The sequence below is a fragment of the Aeromonas sp. TW 6 genome (genome assembly GCF_013168745.1).
Lineage (GTDB): Bacteria > Pseudomonadota > Gammaproteobacteria > Enterobacterales > Aeromonadaceae > Aeromonas > Aeromonas caviae.
The window spans coordinates 26,395-50,330 of the sequence record NZ_JABERS010000031.1; the positions used below are offsets into that span (position 1 = coordinate 26,395).

General features: G+C 62.2%; 20 protein-coding genes. 14 read left to right on the forward strand and 6 right to left on the reverse strand.

The genetic code is table 11. The features are described 5' to 3' along the window. The first annotated feature begins 65 nt into the window (after nt 1-65). Nucleotides 66-1,319: a phosphatidylserine/phosphatidylglycerophosphate/cardiolipin synthase family protein gene (locus tag HKD46_RS14980; protein ID WP_103261581.1), complete on the forward strand. Its 1,254-nt coding sequence runs from the start codon at nt 66-68 to the stop codon at nt 1,317-1,319. A gap of 469 nt (nt 1,320-1,788) precedes the next feature. Here HKD46_RS14980 and HKD46_RS14985 read toward each other — a convergent pair whose 3' ends face one another. Continuing rightward, on the reverse strand, nt 1,789-2,907 hold the full coding sequence (locus HKD46_RS14985) for a fatty acid desaturase (RefSeq protein WP_039040410.1): 1,119 nt from the start codon (nt 2,905-2,907) through the stop codon (nt 1,789-1,791). A 149-nt stretch (nt 2,908-3,056) separates the two neighbouring features. Between HKD46_RS14985 and fabR the strand changes: the two genes are divergently transcribed. Then, nucleotides 3,057-3,677, forward strand: a complete 621-nt coding sequence (gene fabR / locus HKD46_RS14990; protein WP_010672598.1) for an HTH-type transcriptional repressor FabR — start codon at nt 3,057-3,059, stop codon at nt 3,675-3,677. Nucleotides 3,678-3,696: 19 nt separating this feature from the next. Continuing rightward, a complete protein-coding gene (locus tag HKD46_RS14995) occupies nt 3,697-4,062 on the forward strand; it encodes a YijD family membrane protein (protein WP_010672599.1) in 366 nt (121 codons plus the stop codon). A gap of 33 nt (nt 4,063-4,095) precedes the next feature. On the opposite strand, the gene HKD46_RS15000 is transcribed toward HKD46_RS14995, so the two are convergent. Both HKD46_RS15000 and rsmD read right to left on the reverse strand, forming a co-directional pair. Beyond that, nucleotides 4,096-4,410, reverse strand: coding sequence for a DUF1145 domain-containing protein (locus HKD46_RS15000; protein ID WP_010672600.1), 315 nt, complete (start codon nt 4,408-4,410; stop codon nt 4,096-4,098). Next, a complete protein-coding gene (rsmD, locus tag HKD46_RS15005; protein WP_039040411.1) occupies nt 4,394-5,023 on the reverse strand; it encodes a 16S rRNA (guanine(966)-N(2))-methyltransferase RsmD in 630 nt (209 codons plus the stop codon). The genes HKD46_RS15000 and rsmD overlap by 17 nt, the downstream gene beginning before the upstream one ends. A gap of 110 nt (nt 5,024-5,133) precedes the next feature. Between rsmD and ftsY the strand changes: the two genes are divergently transcribed. The 10 genes from ftsY to hutH all read left to right on the forward strand — a co-directional run bounded on the left by ftsY (nt 5,134) and on the right by hutH (nt 17,207). Further along, a complete protein-coding gene (gene ftsY, locus HKD46_RS15010; RefSeq protein ID WP_171865608.1) occupies nt 5,134-6,948 on the forward strand; it encodes a signal recognition particle-docking protein FtsY in 1,815 nt (604 codons plus the stop codon). A gap of 222 nt (nt 6,949-7,170) precedes the next feature. Then, nucleotides 7,171-7,839 carry a cell division ATP-binding protein FtsE gene (gene ftsE / locus HKD46_RS15015; protein ID WP_010672603.1) on the forward strand — a complete coding sequence of 223 codons (669 nt, stop codon included), beginning with the start codon at nt 7,171-7,173 and terminating at the stop codon, nt 7,837-7,839. After that, entirely contained in the window at nt 7,839-8,792 is a 954-nt protein-coding gene (gene ftsX / locus HKD46_RS15020; protein WP_029313524.1) for a permease-like cell division protein FtsX, read from the forward strand. Before ftsE ends, ftsX begins: the two co-directional genes overlap by 1 nt. 452 nt (nt 8,793-9,244) lie before the next feature. Continuing rightward, the gene (gene rpoH / locus HKD46_RS15025) at nt 9,245-10,099 is read left to right on the forward strand and encodes an RNA polymerase sigma factor RpoH (protein WP_029313526.1); all 855 of its coding nucleotides are present in this window, start codon (nt 9,245-9,247) and stop codon (nt 10,097-10,099) included. Nucleotides 10,100-10,226: 127 nt separating this feature from the next. Beyond that, the gene (gene can / locus HKD46_RS15030) at nt 10,227-10,886 is read left to right on the forward strand and encodes a carbonate dehydratase (protein ID WP_010672606.1); all 660 of its coding nucleotides are present in this window, start codon (nt 10,227-10,229) and stop codon (nt 10,884-10,886) included. A gap of 10 nt (nt 10,887-10,896) precedes the next feature. Further along, nucleotides 10,897-11,601: a histidine utilization repressor gene (hutC, locus tag HKD46_RS15035; RefSeq protein WP_041212197.1), complete on the forward strand. Its 705-nt coding sequence runs from the start codon at nt 10,897-10,899 to the stop codon at nt 11,599-11,601. 156 nt (nt 11,602-11,757) lie between these two features. Beyond that, nucleotides 11,758-12,993, forward strand: a complete 1,236-nt coding sequence (hutI, locus tag HKD46_RS15040; protein WP_010672608.1) for an imidazolonepropionase — start codon at nt 11,758-11,760, stop codon at nt 12,991-12,993. After that, nucleotides 12,986-13,924 (forward strand): formimidoylglutamase, encoded by a 939-nt coding sequence (gene hutG, locus HKD46_RS15045; RefSeq protein WP_113978378.1) that lies wholly within the window; start codon nt 12,986-12,988, stop codon nt 13,922-13,924. Before hutI ends, hutG begins: the two co-directional genes overlap by 8 nt. A gap of 45 nt (nt 13,925-13,969) precedes the next feature. Next, nucleotides 13,970-15,673: a urocanate hydratase gene (hutU, locus tag HKD46_RS15050; RefSeq protein ID WP_113978380.1), complete on the forward strand. Its 1,704-nt coding sequence runs from the start codon at nt 13,970-13,972 to the stop codon at nt 15,671-15,673. Nucleotide 15,674: 1 nt separating this feature from the next. Beyond that, the gene (gene hutH / locus HKD46_RS15055) at nt 15,675-17,207 is read left to right on the forward strand and encodes a histidine ammonia-lyase (protein WP_010672611.1); all 1,533 of its coding nucleotides are present in this window, start codon (nt 15,675-15,677) and stop codon (nt 17,205-17,207) included. Between the two features lie 412 nt (nt 17,208-17,619). Here the strand turns inward: hutH and HKD46_RS15060 are convergent, their stop codons facing one another. After that, nucleotides 17,620-18,717: a calcium:proton antiporter gene (locus tag HKD46_RS15060; protein WP_010672612.1), complete on the reverse strand. Its 1,098-nt coding sequence runs from the start codon at nt 18,715-18,717 to the stop codon at nt 17,620-17,622. A gap of 151 nt (nt 18,718-18,868) precedes the next feature. After that, nucleotides 18,869-20,404: an EAL domain-containing protein gene (locus HKD46_RS15065; protein ID WP_113978382.1), complete on the reverse strand. Its 1,536-nt coding sequence runs from the start codon at nt 20,402-20,404 to the stop codon at nt 18,869-18,871. A 513-nt stretch (nt 20,405-20,917) separates the two neighbouring features. Between HKD46_RS15065 and HKD46_RS15070 the strand changes: the two genes are divergently transcribed. Beyond that, the gene (locus tag HKD46_RS15070; RefSeq protein WP_109421900.1) at nt 20,918-22,837 is read left to right on the forward strand and encodes an EAL domain-containing protein; all 1,920 of its coding nucleotides are present in this window, start codon (nt 20,918-20,920) and stop codon (nt 22,835-22,837) included. On the opposite strand, the gene HKD46_RS15075 is transcribed toward HKD46_RS15070, so the two are convergent. After that, nucleotides 22,834-23,748: a 1-aminocyclopropane-1-carboxylate deaminase/D-cysteine desulfhydrase gene (locus HKD46_RS15075; RefSeq protein ID WP_161469768.1), complete on the reverse strand. Its 915-nt coding sequence runs from the start codon at nt 23,746-23,748 to the stop codon at nt 22,834-22,836. The genes HKD46_RS15070 and HKD46_RS15075 overlap by 4 nt on opposite strands. Nucleotides 23,749-23,936 lie beyond the last annotated feature (188 nt).

The window sequence follows — 23,936 nt, forward strand, 5'->3', positions numbered from 1 at the left end:
TTGACACTGGGTTATCGGGGCGGTTGTCTGGGTTATGCCACCACCAGATGACAGGGAGATGACCCTTGATCCCCGCCGACTTTGCCTTGCTCGCCGATCCCGGTGCAGCCCTCAAGGCCCGATGCCAGTTGATCCGCCAGGCTCGCCACCGGATCCTCGCCCAGTATTACAGCTGGGAAGAGGACGGCAGCGGCAAGCTGCTGCTGGCGGAGCTGGTGCGGGCGGCCCGGCGCGGAGTGGTGGTGCAACTGCTCATCGACGATCTCTACGGCGGGGAGAACCGCTTTCTGGAGGCGGTGGCGGCGGAACCGGGCATCGAGGTACGCCTGTTCAACCCCTTCTGGCTGCGGGGCTGGCGTCCCCTTACCTTGTTGCTGGAAGGGGTGCTGAGCTTTCGCCGCATCAACCACCGGATGCACAACAAGCTGCTGCTGGTGGATGGCAGCCAGGCGGTGATCGGCGGGCGCAACATCGGTGATCGTTACTTCGGGCTGGGGATGTCGCCTCACTTCATCGACCTGGATCTGCTCTGCCGCGGCCCCCTCTGTCAGCAGGCCGAGCAGGGGTTCGCGCTGTTCTGGCACAGTCGCTGGAGCCACCCGGTCCGTCGCCTGTTGAGACGCCCCTTGCTGCCAGCCGAAACCCGGGCCCTGAACGATTTCCTGCTGACCCTGACCGACCCCGCCATGGCGGCCGCCTATGATCTGCCGGCCACTCTGTTTGATGAGTGCCCCGTTCCCCTTTGTTGGCATCCCGGGCGAGGGCAGTGCTGGTTCGATCGCCCCGGCAAGGGGCTGGTCGCCCGGCCGACCACGGCGCCCCTGCTGGGACGCATGCTGGCGAGCAATCAGGGGGCCCTGAGGTTGGTGAGCCCTTACCTGATCCTGACACGGGGGCTGCGTCGCCGGCTCAAGGGGCAGCGACGGCAGGGGGTCGACATCGAGATCCTGACCAACTCCCTGGCCAGCACGGATGTGCCCCTGGTCTATGGCGCCTATCGACGTCACCGCCCCTGGCTCGAGCGTCAGGGGATCACCCTGTTCGAGCTGACGACGGAGGCGTTCAGTCTGCATGCCAAGCTGATCCTGATGGGGAAGGAGGAGGCGCTGCTCGGCAGTTTCAACCTGGATCCCCGCTCCCTGATGCTCAACACCGAGTTGATGCTGCACCTCCATAGCCCGACGCTGTGCGACGAGTTGCAGCAACTCATCGATGGCTGGTTGCAGCAGGCCGTGCACCCGGTGGCGGCGTCCCCCTCTGCATGGCGGCGCCTGCTGGCGCAATTGAGCGATTGGTTACCTTTGCACCGTTGGTTGTGAGTGGGATCCGCCTTGTGCGAGATCTCGCAAAGCCTTGTGCGCCTTCGAGGATAACGTTTGCCATCCAAAGACGGGACTGGATTGCATCGTATTGTTTTTAATCGATTTATATTAAGAGTGCAGTAACAATCCAGGGGCCTCGACTGCATAGAGGTGCGTGTAGAACGGTTTTTTATTTTATTTAACTGCGTAGTATCTCGAGTGCAAGGACAAACACGGCGGCTGGTCTGCCGTGTGGGTGACGGCAACAGGGGAAATGGGCCAACCGGATTGCTCCGGCAGGCGAGGCAGATCGGGAGCGGAAACCCGTGATGCCAGACAGACCCCCGTGGTTGCGGTAGCCCAATATGGAACATGCTATTTGCGAGGGGGTGACATGCGAATGTTGCCCCATTTTTTTATGCCCGCCGTCTGCTTGTCCAATAAAAAAGACCGCCTGCTGGCGGTCTTTTGCGTGATGTTTCGGCGATCAGGCGAGGCCCGCCAGCAGACGACTCCAGTTGCGTTTGGCAACGAGGAAACCGTCTCGCAACGTGCGGTACTCCAGTTGCAGCCTGAGCCTGTCGTAGCGTGCGAGGGCTGTGCGCTTGCGCTGCTCCAGCAGTGACTTGCGGCTGGCATAGTAGTGCTGGATCTGCAGGCTCAGCTTGTCGTACTCCTCCTGCAGCAGTGCCTGCCAGCGTTCCCTGTCATCCTGCTTGTGCACTCTGGCCTGGGCGCGCTTGAGTTGCATCTCCAGCCTGGCCTGTTCGATGCGTTCCTCCGGGCAGGATCTCAGGTCTTTGGCGAGCCCGCACCAGGCGGCGGTGCGGATCAGCCACTTGGTGGGGTCGAACTGCCACCATTGAATGCCGTTGCGGTAGTCGTTCTCGAACAGGTGATGGAAGTTGTGATAGCCCTCGCCAAAGGTGAAGAAGGCCAGGATGCCGTTGTCCCGGGCGCTGTTGCGATCCGTGAACGGCTGGCTGCCCCAGATGTGGGCCAGGGAGTTGATGAAGAAGGTGGTGTGATGGGTCATCACCATGCGCAGCACCCCGGCCAGCAGCATCATGCCGAGCAGATCCCCGTGCAAGAGGCCGAGCAGCAGCGGAATGCCGATGTTGGTGACCAGGGCCAGAGCCAGATAGTGCCTGTGCTGGAAGGCGACCACGGGGTTGTTTTGCAGGTCGCGCACATTGCTGTAGTCGTGGTAGGTATCGCGCTGGTATTCCCGCAGCATCCAGCCGATGTGGGAGTACCAGAAGCCGCGACCCGCACTGTAGGGATCCTTCTGGTTGTCATCCACGTGGCGGTGGTGGCGGCGATGATCCGAGGACCAGTGCAGCGCCGAGTTCTGCAGGGCGAGCGCGCCTCCGATGGCGAAGATCCATTGCAGGGCCGGGTGCGCCTTGTAGGCCTTGTGGGACCAGAGCCTGTGGTAGCCGGCGGTGATGGAGATGCCGCAATAGCAGAACAGCAGCAGGAAGCAGAGCCACTGCCAGAGGTCGTAGCCCTGGCTCAGTCCATACCAGGGGACCGCTATCAGTGCCGTCAGCCCGGAGAGGGCGAACAGCAGGGTGTTGGTCATGATGATCGGGGGGCGGTCCATTTCACTCGGCTCCTTTCAGCGAACAGCTGTTCACTATTCTCCATTGAGCCGGAATGCGGGTCAATGGTAAAAAAGTCGGAGACAAACCTGATCCCGGCCCCGCCTTCGGGTTATCATCTGGCCTCGCTAATCTCAAGGTGACTGTTTTCGTGGGTATTCGCGCGCAACAAAAAGAAAAAACCCGGCGTACGCTGATCGAGGCGGCGTTCAGTCAACTCTGCGCCAACCGCAGTTTCTCCAACCTCAGCCTGCGGGAAGTGGCCAGAGAGGCGGGCATAGCGCCGACCTCCTTCTATCGCCACTTTCGGGACATGGAAGAGCTGGGGCTGACGCTGGTGGACGAGGGAGGGCTGACCCTGCGCCAACTGATGCGCCAGGCGCGCCAGCGCATTGCCGGTGGTGGCAGCGTCATCAGCACCTCGGTGCAGACCTTCATGGAATTCGTCGAAAACAACCCGAACATCTTCCGGCTACTGCTGCGCGAGCGCTCCGGCACCTCGGCTGCATTCCGTCAGGCGGTGGCCCGGGAGATCCAGCACTTCATCGCCGAGCTGACCGATTATCTGGAAGCCACCACGCAGGCGCCACGGGAAGAGGCCTATATCCAGGCCGAGGCCATGGTGACCATCGTCTTCAGCGCCGGTGCAGACGCCCTCGACATGACTCCGGAAGAGTGCAAGGCACTGTCGGAGCGCACCATCAGCCAATTGCGGATGATCGCCATGGGCGCCGAGGTGCAGAACCGCAAGCGCCACGAATCTCTCACATAACGCAAGGATGGACAGCCTCATGCATGAACCGAACGCGATTCCGAAGAAGCCCCTGGTGCTGGCCCTGCTGATCGGTATCTGTGGCGATGCCTTCCTGTCGGCCTTGACGGAGTCGGTCGTCCCCTTCTCCTTCTACCCCCTCATCGCCCTGTTGCTGGCGGCCAGCCAGCTCTATCAGCACTATCGCCATGAGCCCATGGTGGGCAACACACCCAGCTGCATTCTGCTCTGCTTCTTTATCGGCGTGTTCGGCCATTCTGCCCTGGTCAAGGTGCAGTACCCCGAGCTTGGCAGCAACTTCTTCTCCCTCATTGCCATGCTGCTGCTGCTCGCCGCTCTCTCCATCAAGCTGGGAATCAGCCTCGGAAAAACGCAAAAGGAGTGACGAATCACTCCTTCTGGTCGGGCCGGGGGTGGCCTAGTCGGCCCTGGGGGGAGTCTCTCCCTTCTTCCTGGCGTCTATGATGGCCTGCAGCTTGGTGCGGATATCCATCATGCCGAACACCCCGAAGATCAGCACCTGGGTGAATTCGAGACGAGTGACCGCGAAGTAGGGTTTGCAGGCCGCCTTGATCATGCTGGCCTGTACCCAGTGCATCAATATCACGATGACGCCGCACACCGGCAGAAAGCCGTTCAGTTTGCCCGGCAGGGTGCCCAGCAGGGCGAGTGCCACACCGAACCAGAAGAACAGCAGCACCCCCATCGCCAACAGATTAAACACCCGCTTCATCGTTTACCTCCCGTACATAGAGTTGATAGCAGACCTGACCAGCCTGCTTGTCCTTGAGTAGTGTCCAGCTGGCGGGCAGCGTCAGATCGGCCATCTCTTTTTCCCGCTCCAGATAGATGAGGGCATCGGATGCCAGCCAGCCGCGCTGCTCGAGCAGCTCGCACACCTGGGGCAGCAGCTCGCGACGAAACGGTGGGTCCAGAAAGACCAGATCGAACGGCGTGGCCGGGCCTTGCAGCCAGCTCACGGCATCGGCCTGGATCACCTGCCCCTGGCTGCTGCCCAGGGTCGTCAGGTTCTTCTTGAGCTGGTCGGCGGCGCCTCTGTCCATCTCGATCAGGGTGACCTGTTCGGCATAGCGGGACAAGGCTTCCAGCCCCAGCCCGCCGCTGCCGGCGAAGAGATCCAGGCAGCGGGTACCGCGCACGTGGGGAGCCAGCCAGTTGAAGATGGTCTCCTTGACGCGATCCGTGGTGGGTCTGAGCCCTTCCACATCCCTGACGGGGAGTTTGCGCCCCTTCCATTGGCCGCTGATGATTCGTACCACGCCCGCTCGCCCCTGGGGGGCCGGGCTCTTGCTCGGGCTGTTACGGCTGGATTTCACTCTGGGCATCGCGTTTCGTCGTCAGAAAATAAAGTGATAGTATAAGGCGGTTCATTTTTATGCCGACCCGCCTAGGGACGGCTATCTTAGCAGTCAGCCTTTGATGTGAGTATTTTTAGATGGCAAAAGGTTTGTTTTCCTGGCTGGGTTTCGGCCGCAAGAAAGAAGAGGCTGAGGCCGTTCCATCGCAGGCGCCCGACGCTACCCCGGCGGTCGTCGAGTCGCAGGCCGCCGCTGTTCCCGCGCCTGTCGCCGATGTTGCCCCGGCTGATGCCCCCGCCGCCAAGCCCGAAGCGCCGCTGAGCGGCCCTGACGAAGGCCCCCTGGTTGTGGAAGAGCCGGAGGGCGAGCTTGAGCCCGTCATCGTCAATGAGGCTTTGATCTCAACCGAAGCTCAGGTCGCAGACGACGCCATTTTTGCCGCCAAAACCCGCGCCGCAGAAGAAGCCCGTGTTGCCGCCGAGGCTCGTGCTGCAGAAGAGACCCGTATTGCCGCCGAGGCTCGCGCCGCAGAAGAGGCCCGTGTTGCCACCGAAGCTCGCGCCGCAGAAGAAGCCCGTGTTGCCGCCGAGGCTCGTGCTGCAGAAGAGACCCGTATTGCCGCCGAGGCTCGCGCCGCAGAAGAGGCCCGTGTTGCCGCCGAAGCCCGCGCCGCAGAAGAAGCCCGTGTGGCCGCCGAAGCCCGCGCTGCGGAAGAGGCTCGCATCGCTGCCGAAGCCCGCGCTGCGGAAGAGGCTCGCATCGCTGCCGAAGCCCGCGCTGCGGAAGAGGCTCGCATCGCTGCCGAAGCCCGTGCCGCGGAAGAAGCCCGTATTGCCGCCGAGGCCCGTGCTGCGGAAGAGGCTCGTGTTGCCGCCGAAGCTCAGGCTGCCGAGGAAGCCCGTGTCGCCAAAGAGGCCCAACGAGCGGAAGATTTGCGTCTGGTCGCCGCGATGGAGGCTGAGGCCGCTGCCCTGGCCGCTCTGCCACTGGCCGCCAAGGTGGACGACGACACTCAGGAGAAGCCGCAGCGGGAGGGCTTCTTTGCCCGCCTCAAACGCAGCCTGGTGCGTACCAGGGAGAATATCGGTTCCGGTTTCTTCGGCCTGTTCCGTGGCAAGAAGATCGATGACGATCTGTTCGAAGAGCTGGAGACCCAGCTGCTGACCGCCGATCTTGGCGTCGACACCACCACCCGCATCATCGAGGGGCTGGTACAGCACGCGGACCGCAAGCAGCTCAAGGATGCCGAGGCGCTCTACGGTCTGCTCAAACAGGATATGGGCGAGATGCTGGCCAAGGTCGAGCAGCCCCTGGTGATCGACACCAGCAAGAAGCCTTACGTCATCCTGATGGTCGGTGTGAACGGCGTCGGCAAGACCACCACCATCGGCAAGCTGGCCAAACAGTTCCAGGCCGAGGGCAAGAGCGTGATGCTGGCCGCTGGCGATACCTTCCGTGCCGCTGCGGTCGAGCAGCTGCAGGTGTGGGGTCAGCGCAACAACATTCCGGTGATTGCCCAGCACACCGGTGCCGACTCCGCCTCCGTCATCTATGACGCCATCGAGGCTGCCCGCTCCCGCGGGGCTGACGTGCTGATCGCCGATACCGCCGGCCGCCTGCAGAACAAGAGCAACCTGATGGAGGAGCTCAAGAAGGTGGTGCGGGTGATGAAGAAGCTGGACGATGCGGCGCCCCACGAGATCATGCTGACTCTGGACGCAGGCACCGGCCAGAACGCATTGAGCCAGGCCAAGCTGTTCAGCGAGGCGGTGGGCCTGACCGGCATCACCCTCACCAAGCTGGACGGCACTGCCAAGGGGGGGGTCATCTTCGCGGTGGCCGACAAGTTCCAGATCCCGATCCGCTACATCGGGGTGGGCGAGGGGATCGACGATCTGCGCCCGTTCGTCGCCAACGACTTCATCGAGGCGCTCTTCAGCCGCGAAGAATAAATCCGGCCGACATGAGTCGGCCCGGCCGTGACAAGCACGTGTTCCATACCCCGACTCCGGTCGGGGTATGTCACTATGAGAGCGCAGGTATGGCTCATCCGGGCAAGGATGACATGCGGCATGGTTGCGACCGGTGTTGTCATCCAGGTGTTGTGCCGGTACGGGGGAGTGAGCGCCCCATGCTTTATCCCGGTCGGGGTTTGTCAATCTCAGGGAACCGTTATGATTCGTTTTGACAAGGTCAGCAAGGTCTACAGTGGCGGTCATCAAGCGCTGCAAAAGGTCAGTTTTCACCTGCGCAAGGGGGAGATGGCCTTCCTGACCGGCCATTCGGGGGCGGGCAAGAGTACCCTCCTCAAGCTCATCAGCGTGATGGAACGGCCGACCGACGGCCGCGTCTTCTTCCACGGCGATGACGTCAGCCACATCCAGCGCAGTCAGATCCCCTACGTGCGCCGCCAGATCGGCATGATCTTCCAGGATCACCGCCTGTTGATGGATCGTACCGTGTTCGACAACGTCGCCCTGCCCCTGGTGATCGATGGCTACAGCCATGGGGACATCAACAAGCGGGTGGCGGCGGCGCTGGACAAGGTCGGGCTGCTCGGCAAGGAGCGCTACCAGCCGCGCATGCTCTCCGGCGGTGAGCAGCAGCGGGTCGGCATCGCCCGCGCCATCGTCAACAAGCCGCCCCTGCTGCTGGCGGACGAGCCGACCGGCAACCTGGATCCCCAGCTTTCCATGGACATCATGCGCCTGTTCGAGGAGTTCAACCGCTTCGGCGTCTCCGTGCTGATTGCCACTCACGATCTGGGGCTGATCGCCCGGATGCGCTACCGCACCCTGACCCTCAAGGCGGGTCGCATGTATTCGTCCGGGGAGGATCGCTGATGGCTATTGTTCGTCATAAACAGCCGCCGTTGCGTCGCTTGATGATGTATGGCGTGGATCATGTGCGTCAGGCCTTTGCCAGCCTGGGTGAGCTGTGGCGCAACCCGCTCGCCTCCCTGATGACCCTGGCGGTGCTTGGCGTGAGTCTGGCGCTGCCTTCCTGTTTCCACGTATTGCTGAAGAATGCCGAAGTGGTAGAGGGGAGCTGGCAGACCAGCTCCCAGATCTCCCTCTATCTGCGCAAGGATCTGCCGGAGCAGAGCATCCTCGACATGAAGCAGCGGATCCTGCTCTATCCGGAAGTGGAGTCCGTCACTTATATGAACCGTGACGAGGCGCTCAGGGAATTTCGGGAGATCTCCGGTTTCGGTGATGCCCTGGATTATCTGGACAGCAACCCGCTGCCGCCGGTGCTGAGCGTGATCCCGGATCCGCGCTGGCAGAATCCCGAAGGGGCCGCCGAGCTGCTCGCCAAGCTGGAGAACGAGCCCGGTATCGAGCAGGGCAAGCTGGATCTGCAGTGGTTGACCCGGTTGCAGGGGATCATGAACCTGCTGCGCCACACCATTACAGGTATCGCGGTGTTGCTGCTCTCCGCTGTGTTGCTGATCGTGGGCAACACCCTGCGCCTGAATATCCTGAACCAGCGTTCCGAGATTGAAGTGCTCAAGCTGGTGGGAGCGACCGATGCCTTCATCCACCGTCCCTTCCTCTATACGGGCATCTGGTTCGGGGTCATTGGCGGCATGCTGGCCTGGTGGCTGACCGAGGTGATGGTGATCTGGAGCGAGGGGGTGGTGAAGGAGCTGGCGGGGCTCTACAACAGCAACTTCCGTCTGGTGGGGATGGGGGCGTTCGACGGCTTCAATCTCATACTGCTGGGCGCCCTGCTGGGGTTGATCGCCTCCTGGTTCTCGGTGCACAGGCACATTCGCGACATAGAACCGTCCTGATTAATTTGTCAGCATTTTAAAGCGCTGGATTTTGCGAACTGGATCAAGTAAAAGAGTGGCCCGTTTCTGGCACGGGCCACTTTCTCAGAGTAATCTGAATGGTGTCTGCGCCGAGGATCATATGTGGATCCTCTGAACCTTTTGATTTATCAATGGTCTATTGACTGCAGCAGAATGAATACGGGTATGGCCCCTATGCCTTGCTCGTCTGACTTGGCAAGCATGTGAAGGTTGCGAGCTCCGCAACAATGGACTTAGCATGCTACTTTTCAGGGGTCCTTTACTGTGACCCCTTTTTTTTGACTGTTCATTTATGATTCATGCCGTCAGCCTAAGATGGGCCGGGTTCATGCTGGGGTGATGTATGATGCAGCACGCAGAATGATACCTGGTCGGTAGACACGTCTTCTCAGGGTGTTAGACTGATTCGATTGAAAAGTAAGAGGTAGAACATGGGAACTTCATTGCAACGCACTATGGCTCTGATTCCGCAAGGTAGTCTGGAAGGCTATATCCAGGCCGTCAACTCGATCCCTGTGCTGAGCGCAGAGGAAGAGCGCGAACTGGCGATGCGTCTGCAGCAGGATGGCGATCTCGAAGCTGCACGCCAGCTCGTTATGTCGCACCTGCGTTTTGTCGTTCACGTGGCCAAGAGCTACTCCGGCTATGGCCTGCCTCAGGCCGATCTGGTGCAGGAAGGCAACATCGGCCTGATGAAAGCCGTCAAACGCTTCGACCCGAGCGTGGGCGTGCGTCTGGTCTCCTTCGCCGTGCACTGGATCAAGGCCGAAATCCACGAATATGTGTTGCGCAACTGGCGCATGGTCAAGGTGGCGACCACCAAGGCCCAGCGCAAGCTGTTCTTCAACCTGCGCAAGTCCAAGAAGCGTCTGGGCTGGCTGAACCACGAAGAGGTGCAGGCCGTGGCTGCCGACCTCGGGGTATCCGCTGCCGACGTCACCGAGATGGAAGCGCGCATGAGCAATTACGATCAGGCCTTCGACCTGGTCGGTGACGATGAAGACGAGGGTGGCTTCGCGCCGGTACACTATCTGGAAGACAAATCTTCCGATCTCGCGGCGAACATCGAGAACGACAACTGGGACAGCCATGCCACCCGTCGCCTGAGTGCGGCCATGGCGACCCTGGACGAGCGCAGCCAGCACATCATCCGTGCCCGCTGGCTCGATGACGAGAGCAAGACCACCCTGCAGGAGCTGGCCGATACTTACGGCGTCTCCGCCGAGCGGGTGCGCCAGCTTGAGAAAAACGCGCTCAAGAAGCTGAAAGATGCCATGGATGCCTGACGGCCTCCTCCGGTAAGAAGCAGGGCCTGATGGCCCTGTTTTTGTTTTGCGGGGATCTGGTCGGCCTTGCCTTGGTTACCCTTGTGTATGGTATGTTGCCGCCACTGCCACAGTAGGGAGAGCAGAAGTGAAACTGTTGAACGACTTGTTTACCAACAACCGCGAGTGGGCGGAACGGATCAAGGCCGAGGATCCCAATTTCTTCGCTACCCTGTCCGCCCAGCAGGCACCCGAGTACCTCTGGATCGGCTGTTCCGACAGCCGGGTTCCCGCCAACCAGCTGATGGGGCTCTTGCCGGGGGACGTCTTTGTCCACCGCAACGTCGCCAACCTGGTGGTGCACACCGACTTCAACTGCCTCTCGGTGCTGCAATACGCGGTGGAGGTGCTCAAGGTGAAGCACATCATCGTCTGCGGCCACTATGGCTGCGGTGGGGTCAAGGCTGCGATGCAGAACCAGGAGCTGGGTCTCATCGACAACTGGCTGCGCAACATCAAGGACGTCTACTTCAAATACGGCGAACAGCTCGAAGCCATCGAGGATGAGCACGAGCGCTTCGACTACCTGTGCGAGCTGAACGTGGCCGAGCAGGTCGCCAACGTCTGTCACACCACCATCATCCAGAATGCCTGGCGCAAGGGGCAGGAGCTGGCGGTGCACGGCTGGATCTACGGCATCAAGGATGGCCTGCTGCACGATCTCGATCTCTGCATCAGCGGCCCTGACCAGATCCCGGACGTCTATCGCGCCTGGCCGGACATGCGTCCGCCCCATCGTCGCCGCTGAGGACCATCCGGTGGCTCCTGCGCTCTACCTTCAGATAAAGCAGCACATCCTGGACGGGATCCGCGAACGCCACTATCAGGCGGGCGACCGGATCCCGACCGAGGCCGCCCTGTGCGAGCAGTTTGCCGTGAGCCGCATGACGGTGAACAAGGCGCTGCGTGAGCTGGTGGCCGAAGGCTGGCTGGTGCGCACCGCCGGATCCGGCAGTTTCGTGGCCGACAGGCGCACCGAGTCGCCGCTCCTGGCGATTCGCAATATTGCAGACGAGATCGCCGAGCGGGGCAGCGAGTACAGCGCGCGGGTGATCCGGCTGCAACGTCAGGCCGCCGACGAGAAAGTAGCGGTGCGTCTGGGCCTGCGGGTCGGGGCGCCCACCTTTCACAGCCTCATCGTCCATCAGGCCGATGGGGAGCCGCTGCAACTGGAGGAGCGCTTCGTCGATGCCGAGCGACTGCCCGGCTATGGCGAGCAGGATTTCACCCAGCAGACGCCAAACAGCTATCTGATGGAGATCTGCCCCCTCTCCGAGATGGAGCACGTGGTAGAAGCCGTGTTGCCGAGTGCTGGTGAAGCCGGACTGCTGCAAGTGAGGGTCGACACCCCCTGCCTGCTGCTGCACCGGCGCACCTGGTCAGACGGCTGTCTGGTCTCCTATGCCAGATTGTTGTCGCCGGGTTCCCGCTACAAGCTGAGCTCCAAGACGCGTCTCGCATAGTTGTATATACAAATTAAGCATTTAAAAGCCCACCTCTCGGTGGGCTTTTTTGTGCTTACACTCTAATAAAGCCGCTGTTATCAAGATGTGAACTTGATCCTTCCTTTCTTTTCAGAGATCGGCTATAAATTATTGTATATACATTTAGAGGTCGGTATGAACAAGGAACTGTTGAACTGCGAGCGGGTCTGGCTCAACGTGACACCCGCCACCCTGCGCCCCGATCTGGCGGACTACGGCCTGCTGGAGCCCCATGCCCTTGGCGTGCGGGATGGCAAGATCCACGCTCTGGTCCCCATGCAGGATCTCAAGGGCCCCTATGCCGCCTCCTGGCAGGACATGAAGGGGAAGCTGGTCACCCCCGGTCTCATCGATTGCCACACCCACCTCATCTTCGCCGGCAGTCGCGCCGAAGAGTTCGAGCTGCGCCAGAAGGGAGTCCCCTATGCGGAGATCGCCCGCAAGGGGGGCGGTATCATCAGCACGGTGCGCGCCACCCGGGCTGCCAGCGAGGAGCGGCTCTATGAGCTGGCGTTGCCGCGGATCAAGTCCCTGATCCGGGAAGGGGTCACCACAGTCGAAATCAAGTCCGGCTACGGCCTCACCCTGGAAGACGAGCTCAAGATGTTGCGGGTGGCCCGTCGTCTGGGAGAGACGCAGCCCATCCGGGTCAAGACCACGCTGCTGGCGGCCCATGCGGTGCCGCCGGAGTATCGCGACGATCCCGACTCCTGGGTCGAGACCATCTGCCAGGAGATCATCCCGGCGGCGGCCGAGGCAGGTCTCGCGGATGCGGTGGATGTCTTCTGCGAGCACATCGGCTTCTCCCTTGCCCAGACCGAGCAGGTCTATCTGGCGGCGGATCAGTACAACCTCGCGGTGAAAGGGCACATGGATCAGCTCTCCAACCTGGGGGGCAGCACGCTCGCCGCCCACTTCGGCGCCCTCTCGGTGGATCATCTGGAATATCTGGATCAGGACGGGATCCAGGCGCTGGCCCACCGTGGCGTGGTCGCCACCCTGCTGCCCACCGCTTTCTATTTCCTCAAGGAGACCAAGCTGCCCCCGATCGCTGCCTTGCGCAAGGCGGGGGTACCCATGGCTGTCTCTTCCGACATCAACCCGGGCACGGCCCCCATCGTCTCCTTGCGCATGGCCATGAACATGGCCTGCACCCTGTTTGGCCTGACCCCGGTGGAGGCCATGGCCGGGGTGACCCGCCACGCCGCCAGGGCGCTCGGCGAGCAGGAACGGCTGGGGCAGCTCAAGGTCGGCATGCTGGCGGATTTCCTTGTCTGGAACTGCGGCCATCCGGCCGAGCTCAGCTACCTCATCGGCGTCGATCAGCTGGTGAGCCGTGTGGTCAACGGGGAGGAAACCCTTCATGGATAAGTTCAACGGGATCGACATGTCGGTCTGGCAGGGGCGTCAGGATCCCGAAGACGGCGAGCTGGCCCTGCGCTGGCACGATAGGGTGCAACCCTGGCAGGGGAATCGCGAACCCGGCGTGGTGCTGCTCGGCTTTGCCTGTGACGAAGGGGTGCGCCGCAACAAGGGGCGGGTCGGCGCGGCCGGTGCACCGCTGGCGGTGCGCAAGCTGCTGGCCAACACGGCCTGGCATCTGGGCGCCCCCGTCTATGACGGCGGGGATATGGCCTGTGAGGACGGCGATCTCGATGCCGCCCACGGGCGCGTGGCCGAGCGGGTCGCGAGTGCGCTGGATCAGGGGCACTTCCCCCTGGTGCTGGGAGGCGGCCACGAGGTGGCGTTCGGCAGCTGGAGCGGCCTGAACCGTCATCTTGGCGGCGAAGGGCGGGTCGGGATCATCAATTTCGACGCCCACTTCGATCTGCGCATGAAACAGGAGCAGGCGAGCTCGGGCACCCCCTTCTTCCAGATTGCCGAGCAGTGCGCTGCCCAGGGCACCCCCTTTCACTATGCCTGTCTCGGGGTGGCCGAAACCGCCAATACCGCGGCGCTCTTTGCCCGCGCCCAGGCGCTGGGAGTCTGGCACGTGCTGGACGAGGCGATGACGCCGACCGAGCTGCCAGCCTTGCTAGGCGGGCTGGATGCCTTTATCGCCTGTTGCGACCACCTCTATCTCACCATCGATCTCGACGTGCTGCCGGCGGCAGTGATGCCGGGAGTGAGCGCTCCCGCCGCTCGCGGCGTGGAGCTGGCGGTCATCGAACCGCTCATCGCCCATATCCGGGCCAGCGGCAAGCTCAGGCTCGCCGATCTGGCTGAGTACAACCCGAACCTGGATCAGGACAACCGCAGTGCCCGCGTGGCCGCGCGCCTGGTTCACCAGTTGACCAAGTAGTGGCGCACCGCGCCGCCTGACTGCATCGCTAAACAAGGAGTGTCTATGTCTGTACAACACCAGGATCCCCGCCACGATCCGAGCCGCGTGATCCGTGCTCCCCACGGCACCCAGCTGACCGCCAAGAGCTGGCTCACCGAAGCGCCACTGCGGATGCTGATGAACAACCTGGATCCGGATGTTGCCGAGCATCCCCAGTCCCTGGTGGTGTACGGCGGCATCGGCCGCGCCGCCCGCAACTGGGCCTGCTATGACAAGATCGTCGAGGTGCTGACCCGGCTCGAGGACGATCAGACCCTGCTGGTGCAATCCGGCAAGCCGGTCGGGGTGTTCCAGACCCACAAGGATGCACCGCGGGTGCTCATCGCCAACTCCAACCTGGTGCCCCACTGGGCCAACTGGGAGCACTTCAACGAGCTCGACAAGAAGGGTTTGATGATGTACGGCCAGATGACCGCCGGCTCCTGGATCTACATCGGCACCCAGGGGATAGTGCAGGGCACCTACGAGACCTTCTTCGCGGTGGCCAACCAGCACTTCAACGGCGAGCCCAAAGGGCGATGGATCCTGACCGGGGGCCTGGGTGGCATGGGCGGTGCCCAGCCTCTGGCCGCCACCATGGCCGGTTTCTCCATGATCGCCGTGGAGTGCGACGAGACCCGTATCGATTTCCGTCTGCGTACCCGCTACGTCGACAAGAAGGCCCACAGCCTGGATGAGGCGCTGGCCATGGTCGAGGAGGCCAAACGCAGCGGTACCGCCGTCTCCGTCGGCCTGCTCGGCAACGCCGCCGACGTCTTCGCCGAGCTGGTGGCTCGCGGCATCACGCCGGACGTGGTGACCGACCAGACCTCCGCCCATGACCCGGTACACGGCTACCTGCCCCAGGGCTGGAGCGTGGCCCAATGGCGCGATCTGCAAAAGAGCGCACCGGACGAGGTCAACGTGGCGGCTCGCCGCTCCATGGCCCGTCAGGTCGAAGCCATGCTGACCCTGCAATCCCGCGGCGCCGCCACGCTCGATTACGGCAACAACATCCGCCAGATGGCGCTGGAAGAGGGGGTCAAGAATGCCTTCGACTTCCCGGGCTTCGTGCCGGCCTATATCCGCCCGCTGTTCTGCGAGGGCATTGGCCCGTTCCGCTGGGTGGCCCTCTCCGGTGATCCGGAAGACATCTACAAGACCGACCAGAAGGTGAAGGAGCTGATCCCGGACGATCCCCACCTGCACAACTGGCTCGACATGGCCCGCGAGCGCATCGCCTTCCAGGGCCTGCCGGCGCGGATCTGCTGGGTTGGCGTCAAGGATCGGGTGCGCCTGGGCCTGGCCTTCAATGAGATGGTGAAGAATGGCGAGTTGAAGGCTCCGGTCGTCATCGGCCGTGACCACCTTGACTCCGGCTCGGTGGCGAGCCCGAACCGCGAGACTGAATCCATGATGGATGGTTCCGACGCCGTTTCCGACTGGCCGCTGCTCAACGCCCTGCTCAACACCGCCGGCGGCGCGACCTGGGTTTCCCTGCACCACGGTGGCGGTGTGGGCATGGGCTTCTCCCAGCACTCCGGCGTGGTGATCGTCTGTGACGGCACCGACGATGCCGCCAAGCGGGTCGGCCGCGTGCTGCGCAACGACCCGGCCACCGGGGTGATGCGTCACGCCGACGCCGGCTACGAGATTGCCATCAACTGTGCCGTTGAGGCGAAACTGGATCTGCCGATGATCGACGCCACCGGCAAAGGGGTGAAATAAGATGTTCGAACTCAATCTGCAACCGGGCAAACTCTGCCTCGCCACCCTGCGCCGTGTCAGCCGTGAGCCGGTACACGTCAGCCTGGATCCGGCTGCCCTGGCGGGGATCCACGCCTCCGCCGCCGTGGTCACCAAGGTGATCGAGCAAAACCGGGTGGTCTACGGCATCAACACCGGCTTTGGCCTGCTGGCCAACACCCGCATTCCGGTGGAGCAGCTGGACGAGCTGCAACGCTCCATCGTGCTCTCTCATGCGGCAGGGATTGGCGAGTACATGGATGACGCCACCGTGCGGTTGATGATGGTGCTCAAGGTAAACTCGCTCGCCCGTGGCTTCTCCGGCATCCGGCTGACGGTGCTCGAGGCCCTGATGACCCTCATCAACGCCGAGGTCTACCCCGTGGTGCCGAAGAAGGGCTCCGTCGGCGCCTCCGGCGATCTGGCGCCCCTGGCCCACATGAGCTGCCTGCTGATCGGTGAAGGCAAGGCCCGTCACAAGGGCGAGTTGATCGACGCAGCCACGGCCCTCAAGATTGCCGGGCTAGAGCCCATTGCCCTGGCGCCGAAAGAGGGGCTGGCCCTGCTCAACGGCACCCAGGCGAGCACCGCCTTCGCGCTGGAAGGGCTGTTCCATGCCGAGGATCTCTACGCCGGTGCCATCACCATCGGTGCCATGAGCGTTGAGGCGGCGCTGGGCAGCCGCCGTCCGTTCGATGCCCGCATTCACGAGGTGCGCGGCCAGCGCGGCCAGATCGATGCGGCCGCCTGCTACCGCCACCTGCTGGTGGACGGCAGCGAGATCGGCATGTCCCACCACAACTGCGAGAAGGTGCAGGATCCTTACTCCCTGCGCTGTCAGCCCCAGGTGATGGGTGCCTGCCTGACCCAGATCCGTCAGGCGGCCGAGGTGCTGGTGTGCGAGGCCAACGCCGTCTCCGACAATCCGCTGGTGTTTGCCGAGGATGAGGAGATCATCTCCGGCGGCAACTTCCACGCAGAACCCGTGGCCTTTGCCGCCGACAACCTGGCCCTGGCCATCGCCGAGATCGGGTCGCTGTCCGAGCGGCGCATGGCGCTGCTCATCGACTCGCGCATGTCCGGCCTGCCGGCCTTCCTGGTGAACAACGGCGGGGTGAACTCCGGCTTCATGATCGCCCAGGTCACTTCGGCGGCCCTGGCCTCCGAGAACAAGACCCTGGCCCACCCGGCCTCGGTGGACAGCCTGCCCACCTCGGCCAACCAGGAAGACCACGTTTCCATGGCCACCTTCGCCGGTCGCCGGCTGGCGGACATGGCCGAGAACACCCGTGGCATCCTGGCGGTGGAACTGCTGGCAGCGGCCCAGGGGCTCGACTTCCGCGCTCCCCTGCGCTCCACCGAGCTCATCGAGCTGGCCAAGGGCCGTCTGCGGGAAGAGGTCAGCTTCTATGACAAGGACAGGTACTTTGCACCGGACATCGAGGCGGCCGCCGCCCTGCTGGGCCGTGCCAGCTACAACGACCTGATCCCGGCCGGGACCCTGCCCAGCCTCTGAATTGGAGCCTGAGCAACCATAAAAAAGACCGCCCATGGGGCGCAATGCTGTTCACTTAAGAGAATTTGAGTTCCAGTCCACGTAGTATCAGGACAAAAAATCGAGGGAGGCATGATGCCTCCCTCTTTCTATTGCAAGCCCCGCTGGATAAAGGCTGGAGGAAGATCGACTGGACACAGCCTTGCCCCCTCAACTCAAATCCAATTTATGAATAATCAGTCAAAAAAGTGCTTATCTGAACAGCATTGCGCCCATGGGGCGGTCTTTTCATTTTCGTCTCCCGCGCTCCGCGTCGGGGCCATCGGAAGCGCGCTGCGCAGAGTGGCAGCAGGCAGGTGGTGGCTGCCTTATCCGTGTTCAAACATCCGGAACAGATAAACCACGAACAGCACTGGGGTGAGTGCTGGCAGCCTTATCCGTGTTCAAACATCAGGAACAGGTAAACGACAAACAGCACAAGATGGGTGGCGCCGTGCAGGGCGTGGGTGCGGCCGCTGCTGAAGGTCACTTTACAGACCATGAGGGTGGTGATGAGCAGCACCATGTCGGCAGGGGAGAGGCCCAGGCGCACTTCCTGCCCCATCAGGGAGCCGATGAAAAGTACGGAGGGTACCGTGAGGGCGATGGTGGCCAGCACGGAGCCGAAGTAGAGATTCATGGCCCGCTGCAACTGGTTGTTGAAGGCCGCCTTGATGGCGCCGACCGCTTCGGGGGCCAGTACGATACAGGCGACGATGAAGCCACCCAGTGCCATCGGGGCTTCCATCACGTGCACCCCGTAGTTGATGGGGATGGCCAGGGTCTTGGCCAGCAGGATCACCACCACCAGGTAGGCGAGCAGCAAGAGGGTGTGATAGACGTTGCTCTGCAGCGGGCCGTGGTGATCCTCGAGATCCTCGTGATCGCTGTCGACGAAGAAGTGGCTGTGGCTGCGGGTCTGGATCAGCAGGAAGACACCATAGAGCAGGATGGAGATGATGATCAGCATCCATGACATGGCCTTGGAGAGGCTGCCCAGAGTGCCGCCCTGGGTGAAGTTCGGCAGGACCAGACAGAGCAGAGCCAGGGGAATGATGGCCACCAGATAGGATTTGACCCCGTCCAGATTGAAGTTCTGGGTGTGATAGCGCCAGCCGCCAAACAGCAGGGTGAAGCCCACCAGACCGTTGGTGACCAGCATCACCACCGCGAACATGGTGTCACGGGCCATGGTGGGATTGGGATCGCCGGTCAGCATGACGGAGGAGATCATCACCACTTCCAGGGAGATGACCGAGAGGGTCAGGATCAGGGTACCGAAGGGTTCCCCGAGCTTGATGGCGAGGGCGTCAGAGTGACGCACGACGGAGAAGATGGCCCAGGTCACGATGGCAAGCAGGGCCAGCGACACCGGCAGGTAGACCGCAAGGGGGGTTGTCTCTGCCAGCAGGTCGCTCCCCAGGGTTTTGAAGAAGAGCAGGGTCAGCAGACCGGCAGGCAGAGCAATCTCTTGTCGGATAAAAGACTTCATAGGCAGTGGTTCTCATCTCGGGGCGGCCTCGGCCGACGGGGTATGGAGCGACTTGGTGCACCCAGGGTGCACAGACCCATGATAAGGGGAGATGCTCCTCATGCGGAGCATCATTTTGTTGCAGAGGGTGAGAGGCGGGGCAGATACCGCCTCAGTGCGGGTCGGAGGGGCTGGTTGTCTCGCCCTCTTGCCATGCCATCAGCCAGATCTTCAGTTTGCTCAGGGGCATGGGCTTGGCATAGACGTAGCCCTGGATCAGGTGGACTCCGTGGCGATGCAGATAATCCACCTGCTCCTGGGTTTCGACCCCTTCGGCGATCATCTCCATGCCCGATTTGAGGCCGAAAGCGATGGTGGCATCCAGCACGCTGCGCTTGAGGTCGTCCGTGCCTATGGTATCCACGAACATCTTGTCGATCTTGATCTGGCGAATGCCGAGCCGTTGCAGGTAGGCAAAGCCGCCATAGCCGGTGCCGAAGTCATCCAGCTTGAAGTGATAGCCCCTCTCCTGCAGAGCTGCGATCTCCGCCATGGCCCCCTGGATGTGCTTGATGGGATCCCGCTCGGTGAGTTCGAAGGTGAGGCGGGCCGGCGAGGGCCAGCCATGGCGCTGCAACTGGGTGCGCAGACGAGGTTGCTCGATATGGCCCGCCACCAGATTGACGCTGACCCACTGGTGCGGGGCCAGGACGGGGAGATCCGCCAGGATGCGCTCCAGCAGTTGATCCGTCATCGGCAGGATCAGCCCCTGCTCCTCCGCATAGGCGATGAAGGTGCCTGGCGACACCAAATCCCGTCCTCGCTGCCAGCGCAGCAATGCCTCGAATCCCACCACCCTTCGGTTTCTGCTGTCCACTATGGGCTGATAGAAGGGGATGAACTCCCGCCGAGCCAGCCCTCTTTGCAGCAATCCTTTGAGGGATCGCCGGTAGTTTCTAAGGCCCCAGTAGAGGGCCGCCAGCAGCGCCCCCAGCACACCGGCCGACCAGAGGCCATCGCGGTGTATCTGTGAGCGGGCGTAGCGTTTCAGTGCCTCGCCAGCCCAGAGGGTCTGCTCCACCTGATGCTGGGGGTCGAAACTGAGCAGCCGCATCGGGTGTGGCTCTTCTCGAATGTGCTTGTTGCCACGGGGGAAAAAGAGCCCGGACTGTGTCGGGTGCTTGTGGTTGAACTCCAGGTAGAAACAGTCGTTGCAGGGGGTGCGCAGCAGCTCATGGCTCCAGCTGCTGTCGAGCACCCAATAGGCCAGATTGCCGTTGCGTCTCGCATAGACCAGGGTTTCGCGTTCGGTATCGAACATGGGGGCCGTGCTGGATATATGAAAGTCGGGGGAGACCGGTATGCCGGCGTCGGCAAGCTGGGGCAGGGCGGGGCCCAGGGTGGAGCAGCCGCTCCCGTTGGCAAGCTGCAGGCCGGCCAGGCGAATATGGCGGTTGTAATACTGGGGTGAGCGCAGCAGCGCCATGTCTTTGGGGCCGCAATCGAAGGCAAAGTGGGCGAGTTGAGCGGGGACATCGTGATCCAGGAGCTGGTTGCGCTCCTGCTGGTAGTCGAGCAGAGCCCTTTCCTTTGTCTGCAACAGGTGGTGAGCCAGCTTGTCGCTCAACAGGGGGGTGAGCAACAGCATCAGCAGCGGGGGCAAACAGAAGAGGCCCAGAGGAATCCATAACGGAGATCGTGCAGACATGGTGGGCCCCCTTCTTCCCTGAAATGAAACAACCCGATTGAGGCTCAAGCATCATAGCATTAGCTGCATCGATTTGAGCCAAGTTGGTCACACTTGGAACAAAAACGATAATTAATTGATAAATAAAGGATATGGCTACACACCTGAACAAGATTCAATCGCTGACCTGTCATAAATGACAATTGTCCAGCTTATCTGAAGTGGCTAAAGTAACGGTGCGGTTTGACTCACCGTGTGTTCAATACTCCTGTATCTATTTTTGTCAGTAGCACAGAGTGTTAGTTTTGATATGAGTGTTTCTTTTGGTCCCCGTTGTGGGACCATTTTTCTGTCCGCTCCTCAGCCTGTGTCCCCTCGTTCTCTCCCTTGATGCCTCTTTTGCGGCCCGCACAACGGCGCCGCATGACGCATCCGCCCGCTTATTTGCAGAAGCGGGATCTTCATCCATAGGCGGCGTTTGGTCTGGGCTGATACCATGATGCCCTATGGATGCTGTCGGCTACGGAAAGGCACATGAAACTGACCACTCAACTCGTCTCTTTTATTACGCTGTGCGTGATCTCGGCCATGGCCATGGTGATGCTCGGCGGGGTCTTCAGTTTTCGCCAGATGGGAATGGAGCTGCAGCAGAACCGTGTCGACTCCCTGGTGGAGATCATCGACAAGCAACTGGGGGTGACCGATGACCAGCAAGCCCTTGCCCGCTGGCTGCCCTCCCTGTTGCGGGCCTCCCATGTGGTGGAGCTGGAGATCCGTCAGGACAAGCAGCGGGTCTACTGGTTTCGCGATGTGCAGCAGCAGACGGACGAGAGCCTGCTGATCGCCTACAGCGAGGCGATCCCCAATCAGGCCGGGATGCGGGCCGACTTCAAGCTGGACAGGCCGTTCAAGGAGTTCGAGTACTCCATGAAGGCGATGTTCGGCATCTCTCTGGGTATCTTCATCGTGGTGTTCGGGCTCTGGTACTCCATCCGCTGGCTGCGTCTGCAGTTGCGCGGTGCCGAGCTGCTGGCGGAGCGTGCCCAGCTGATCCTGGATGGCAAGCTGACCAAGCTGGCCCATGACCCTGCCGAAGAGTGGCCTGTTTCGGCCAGTCAGGCCCTCACCCATCTGCTGACCGAGCTGGCCGACGCCCGCAAGGAGCGCAGCCGCTTTGACAACTTCATCCGCAGCAACGCCTTCGTTGACAAGACAACGGGCATCGGCAACCGCCTCTTCTTCGACAACCGGCTGGAGAGCGCCATCATGGAAGCAAGCGTGATCAGCGGCGGTGTGCTGCTGATCGAGCTGGCCGGTCTGGAGGAGCTGGATCCCGAGCTGAGCGGGCGCCCGAGCCAGGAACTCCTGATGGAGGCGAGCGCCACCATCGCCGCCTTCGTGCGAAAGCACAGCGGAGCCCTGCAGGCGCGCTATGCCGGTCAGGTCTTTGCCGTGCTGCTGCCGAACATGTCAGAGAGCGAGATGGTGGACGGCGCCAGCCAGTTGCTCAAGAGTCTGCAGCGGCTGCACTGGCCCGAAGCGGTCAATGCCGACACCGCCGTCTATCTCGGTGCGGTCTGCTACCAGGCACAGGATTCCCTGCTCAAGGTGCAGGAAGAGGCAGAGCTGGCGCTCAAGAGCGCACGCCTGCAAGGACACAGCGGCTGGTTCCTGTTCGAGAAATCCCTCAACGAGGAGGCGAGCAGCAAGGGAACGGTGCGCTGGCGCACCCTGATCAGCCGTCGCATCGAGGAGCAGGGCATCGACTTCTACGTCCAGCCTGTGCAGCAGGAGCGGGATCAGGTGGTGTTGCAGCAGGAGCTGCTCATCCGCCTTCACGACGAGCAGGGCCGGGAGCTGCAGGCGGGGGTCTTCATGCCCATGGCGGAGAAGGCCGGTCTGCTGCTGCCGCTGGACAGACTGGTGGTGGCCCGAGCCTTGCGACTGCTGCGCCAGCGACCGGCATCGAGCTGCCCTATCAGCCTCTCTCTGTGCGCCCAGAACCTGCTCACCCGCGAGTTCCAGCGCGAGCTCTTCTTCGAGCTGTTCCAGTTGCCGCGCAGTACCAACGAGGGGTTGATCCTGCAGTTGTCGGAGTCCCAGGTGACCCGCCACTACGAGGCCCTCAAGCGACCACTTAGGGCGATGCGCATGCTGGGGTGCAGGCTGGCCATCGATCATGCGGGCCAGGACGTGGTGAGCACCCAGTACATCAAGGAGTTCGAGATCCACTTCCTCAAGCTGCACCCCAGCCTGGTGCGGGAGATCCACCTGCGCCAGGTCAACCAGATGGCGGTACGCAGTCTGGTGGGGGGCTGTGCCAATACCCAGGCCCGGGTCATCGCGGTGGGGGTGGAGAGTGGCGACGAGTGGAAGATGCTGCGACACCTGGGCGTGCATGCCGGTCAAGGTCCCTGGTTTGCCGACCCCGAGCCCCTCAACCTGCCTGACTAGCGCCCCGGCCGGGGTGACAGGCGGCCCTGCTCCTGCAGGCCCGCCAGCCCCTGCAAGCCACCGGTGTGGATGAAGATGATCTTGCTGCCGCGCGCAATGCGGCCTGCCGCCAGTTCGCGAAACAGCCCCCACATCGCCTTGCCACTGTAGATGGGTTCCAGCGGCAAGCCGGTTTCGGCACTGAATGCCTGCACCCATTGCCAGAGTGCCGGACTGAACCTGGCATAGCCGCCGTCGTGGTGATCCAGCGCGATGCGCCAGCCCGGGATGGTGGCCGCCGCCGGATGCAACCGGCATACCTCGCCGGTGATGAAGTCGGCCCCCTTGAGCACCGCGATGGCCAGGATCTGCTCCTGCGCCCGCTTGCCCGCGATGAGCCCCGCCAGGGTGCCGCCGCTGGCGCAGGGTAGCACCCAGAGATCCGGCGAGAAGGGCACCTCGTCGACCAGCTCGGCCACCCCGGGGATGGCCAGCGGGCTGCTGCCTCCTTCCGGTACCAGCAGGGTGTCGTCATCCTCGAACCGGGCAAGCCATTCGGGATCCTGGCGCCGGCGATAGTCCTGGCGGTCGACAAAAACGAGATCCATGCCCCAGCCTTTGGCCGCTTTCAGGGTGGGATTGCTGACGGTATCCCCTTCACCGCGTATGATGCCCGTGGTGCGCAGTCCCAGTCTGAGTCCTGCTGCGGCCAGGGCGTGGATGTGATTGGAGTAGGCGCCGCCAAAGGAGAGGATGTGGCCCTTGCCCAGCATCTGTGCCTGTTGCAGATGGTATTTGAGCTTTCGCCACTTGTTGCCGGAGAGGGTCGGGTGGATCAGATCGTCCCGCTTGCACCAGAGCGTGACGTCATGGGCTGCCAGCAGAGGATGCCGGATCCGGTGCAGGGGGGAGGGGAGCTGAAGGGGGGCCATGGGATCGTTTCCCGTGGGTGCCAGCGTGGTCGTCGATGCGTCGTTTGTCATAAAGTTGGAGGCTAATACCAATCAGATTAAAGATGTGATCTAATTGCTCTATTCTGGTTTCACTGTACTCAGTATGTCCGATCCAATCGATTTCTTGGCCCTCGCCAAGGCAGAAACCAACGCCAGGAAACGCATGC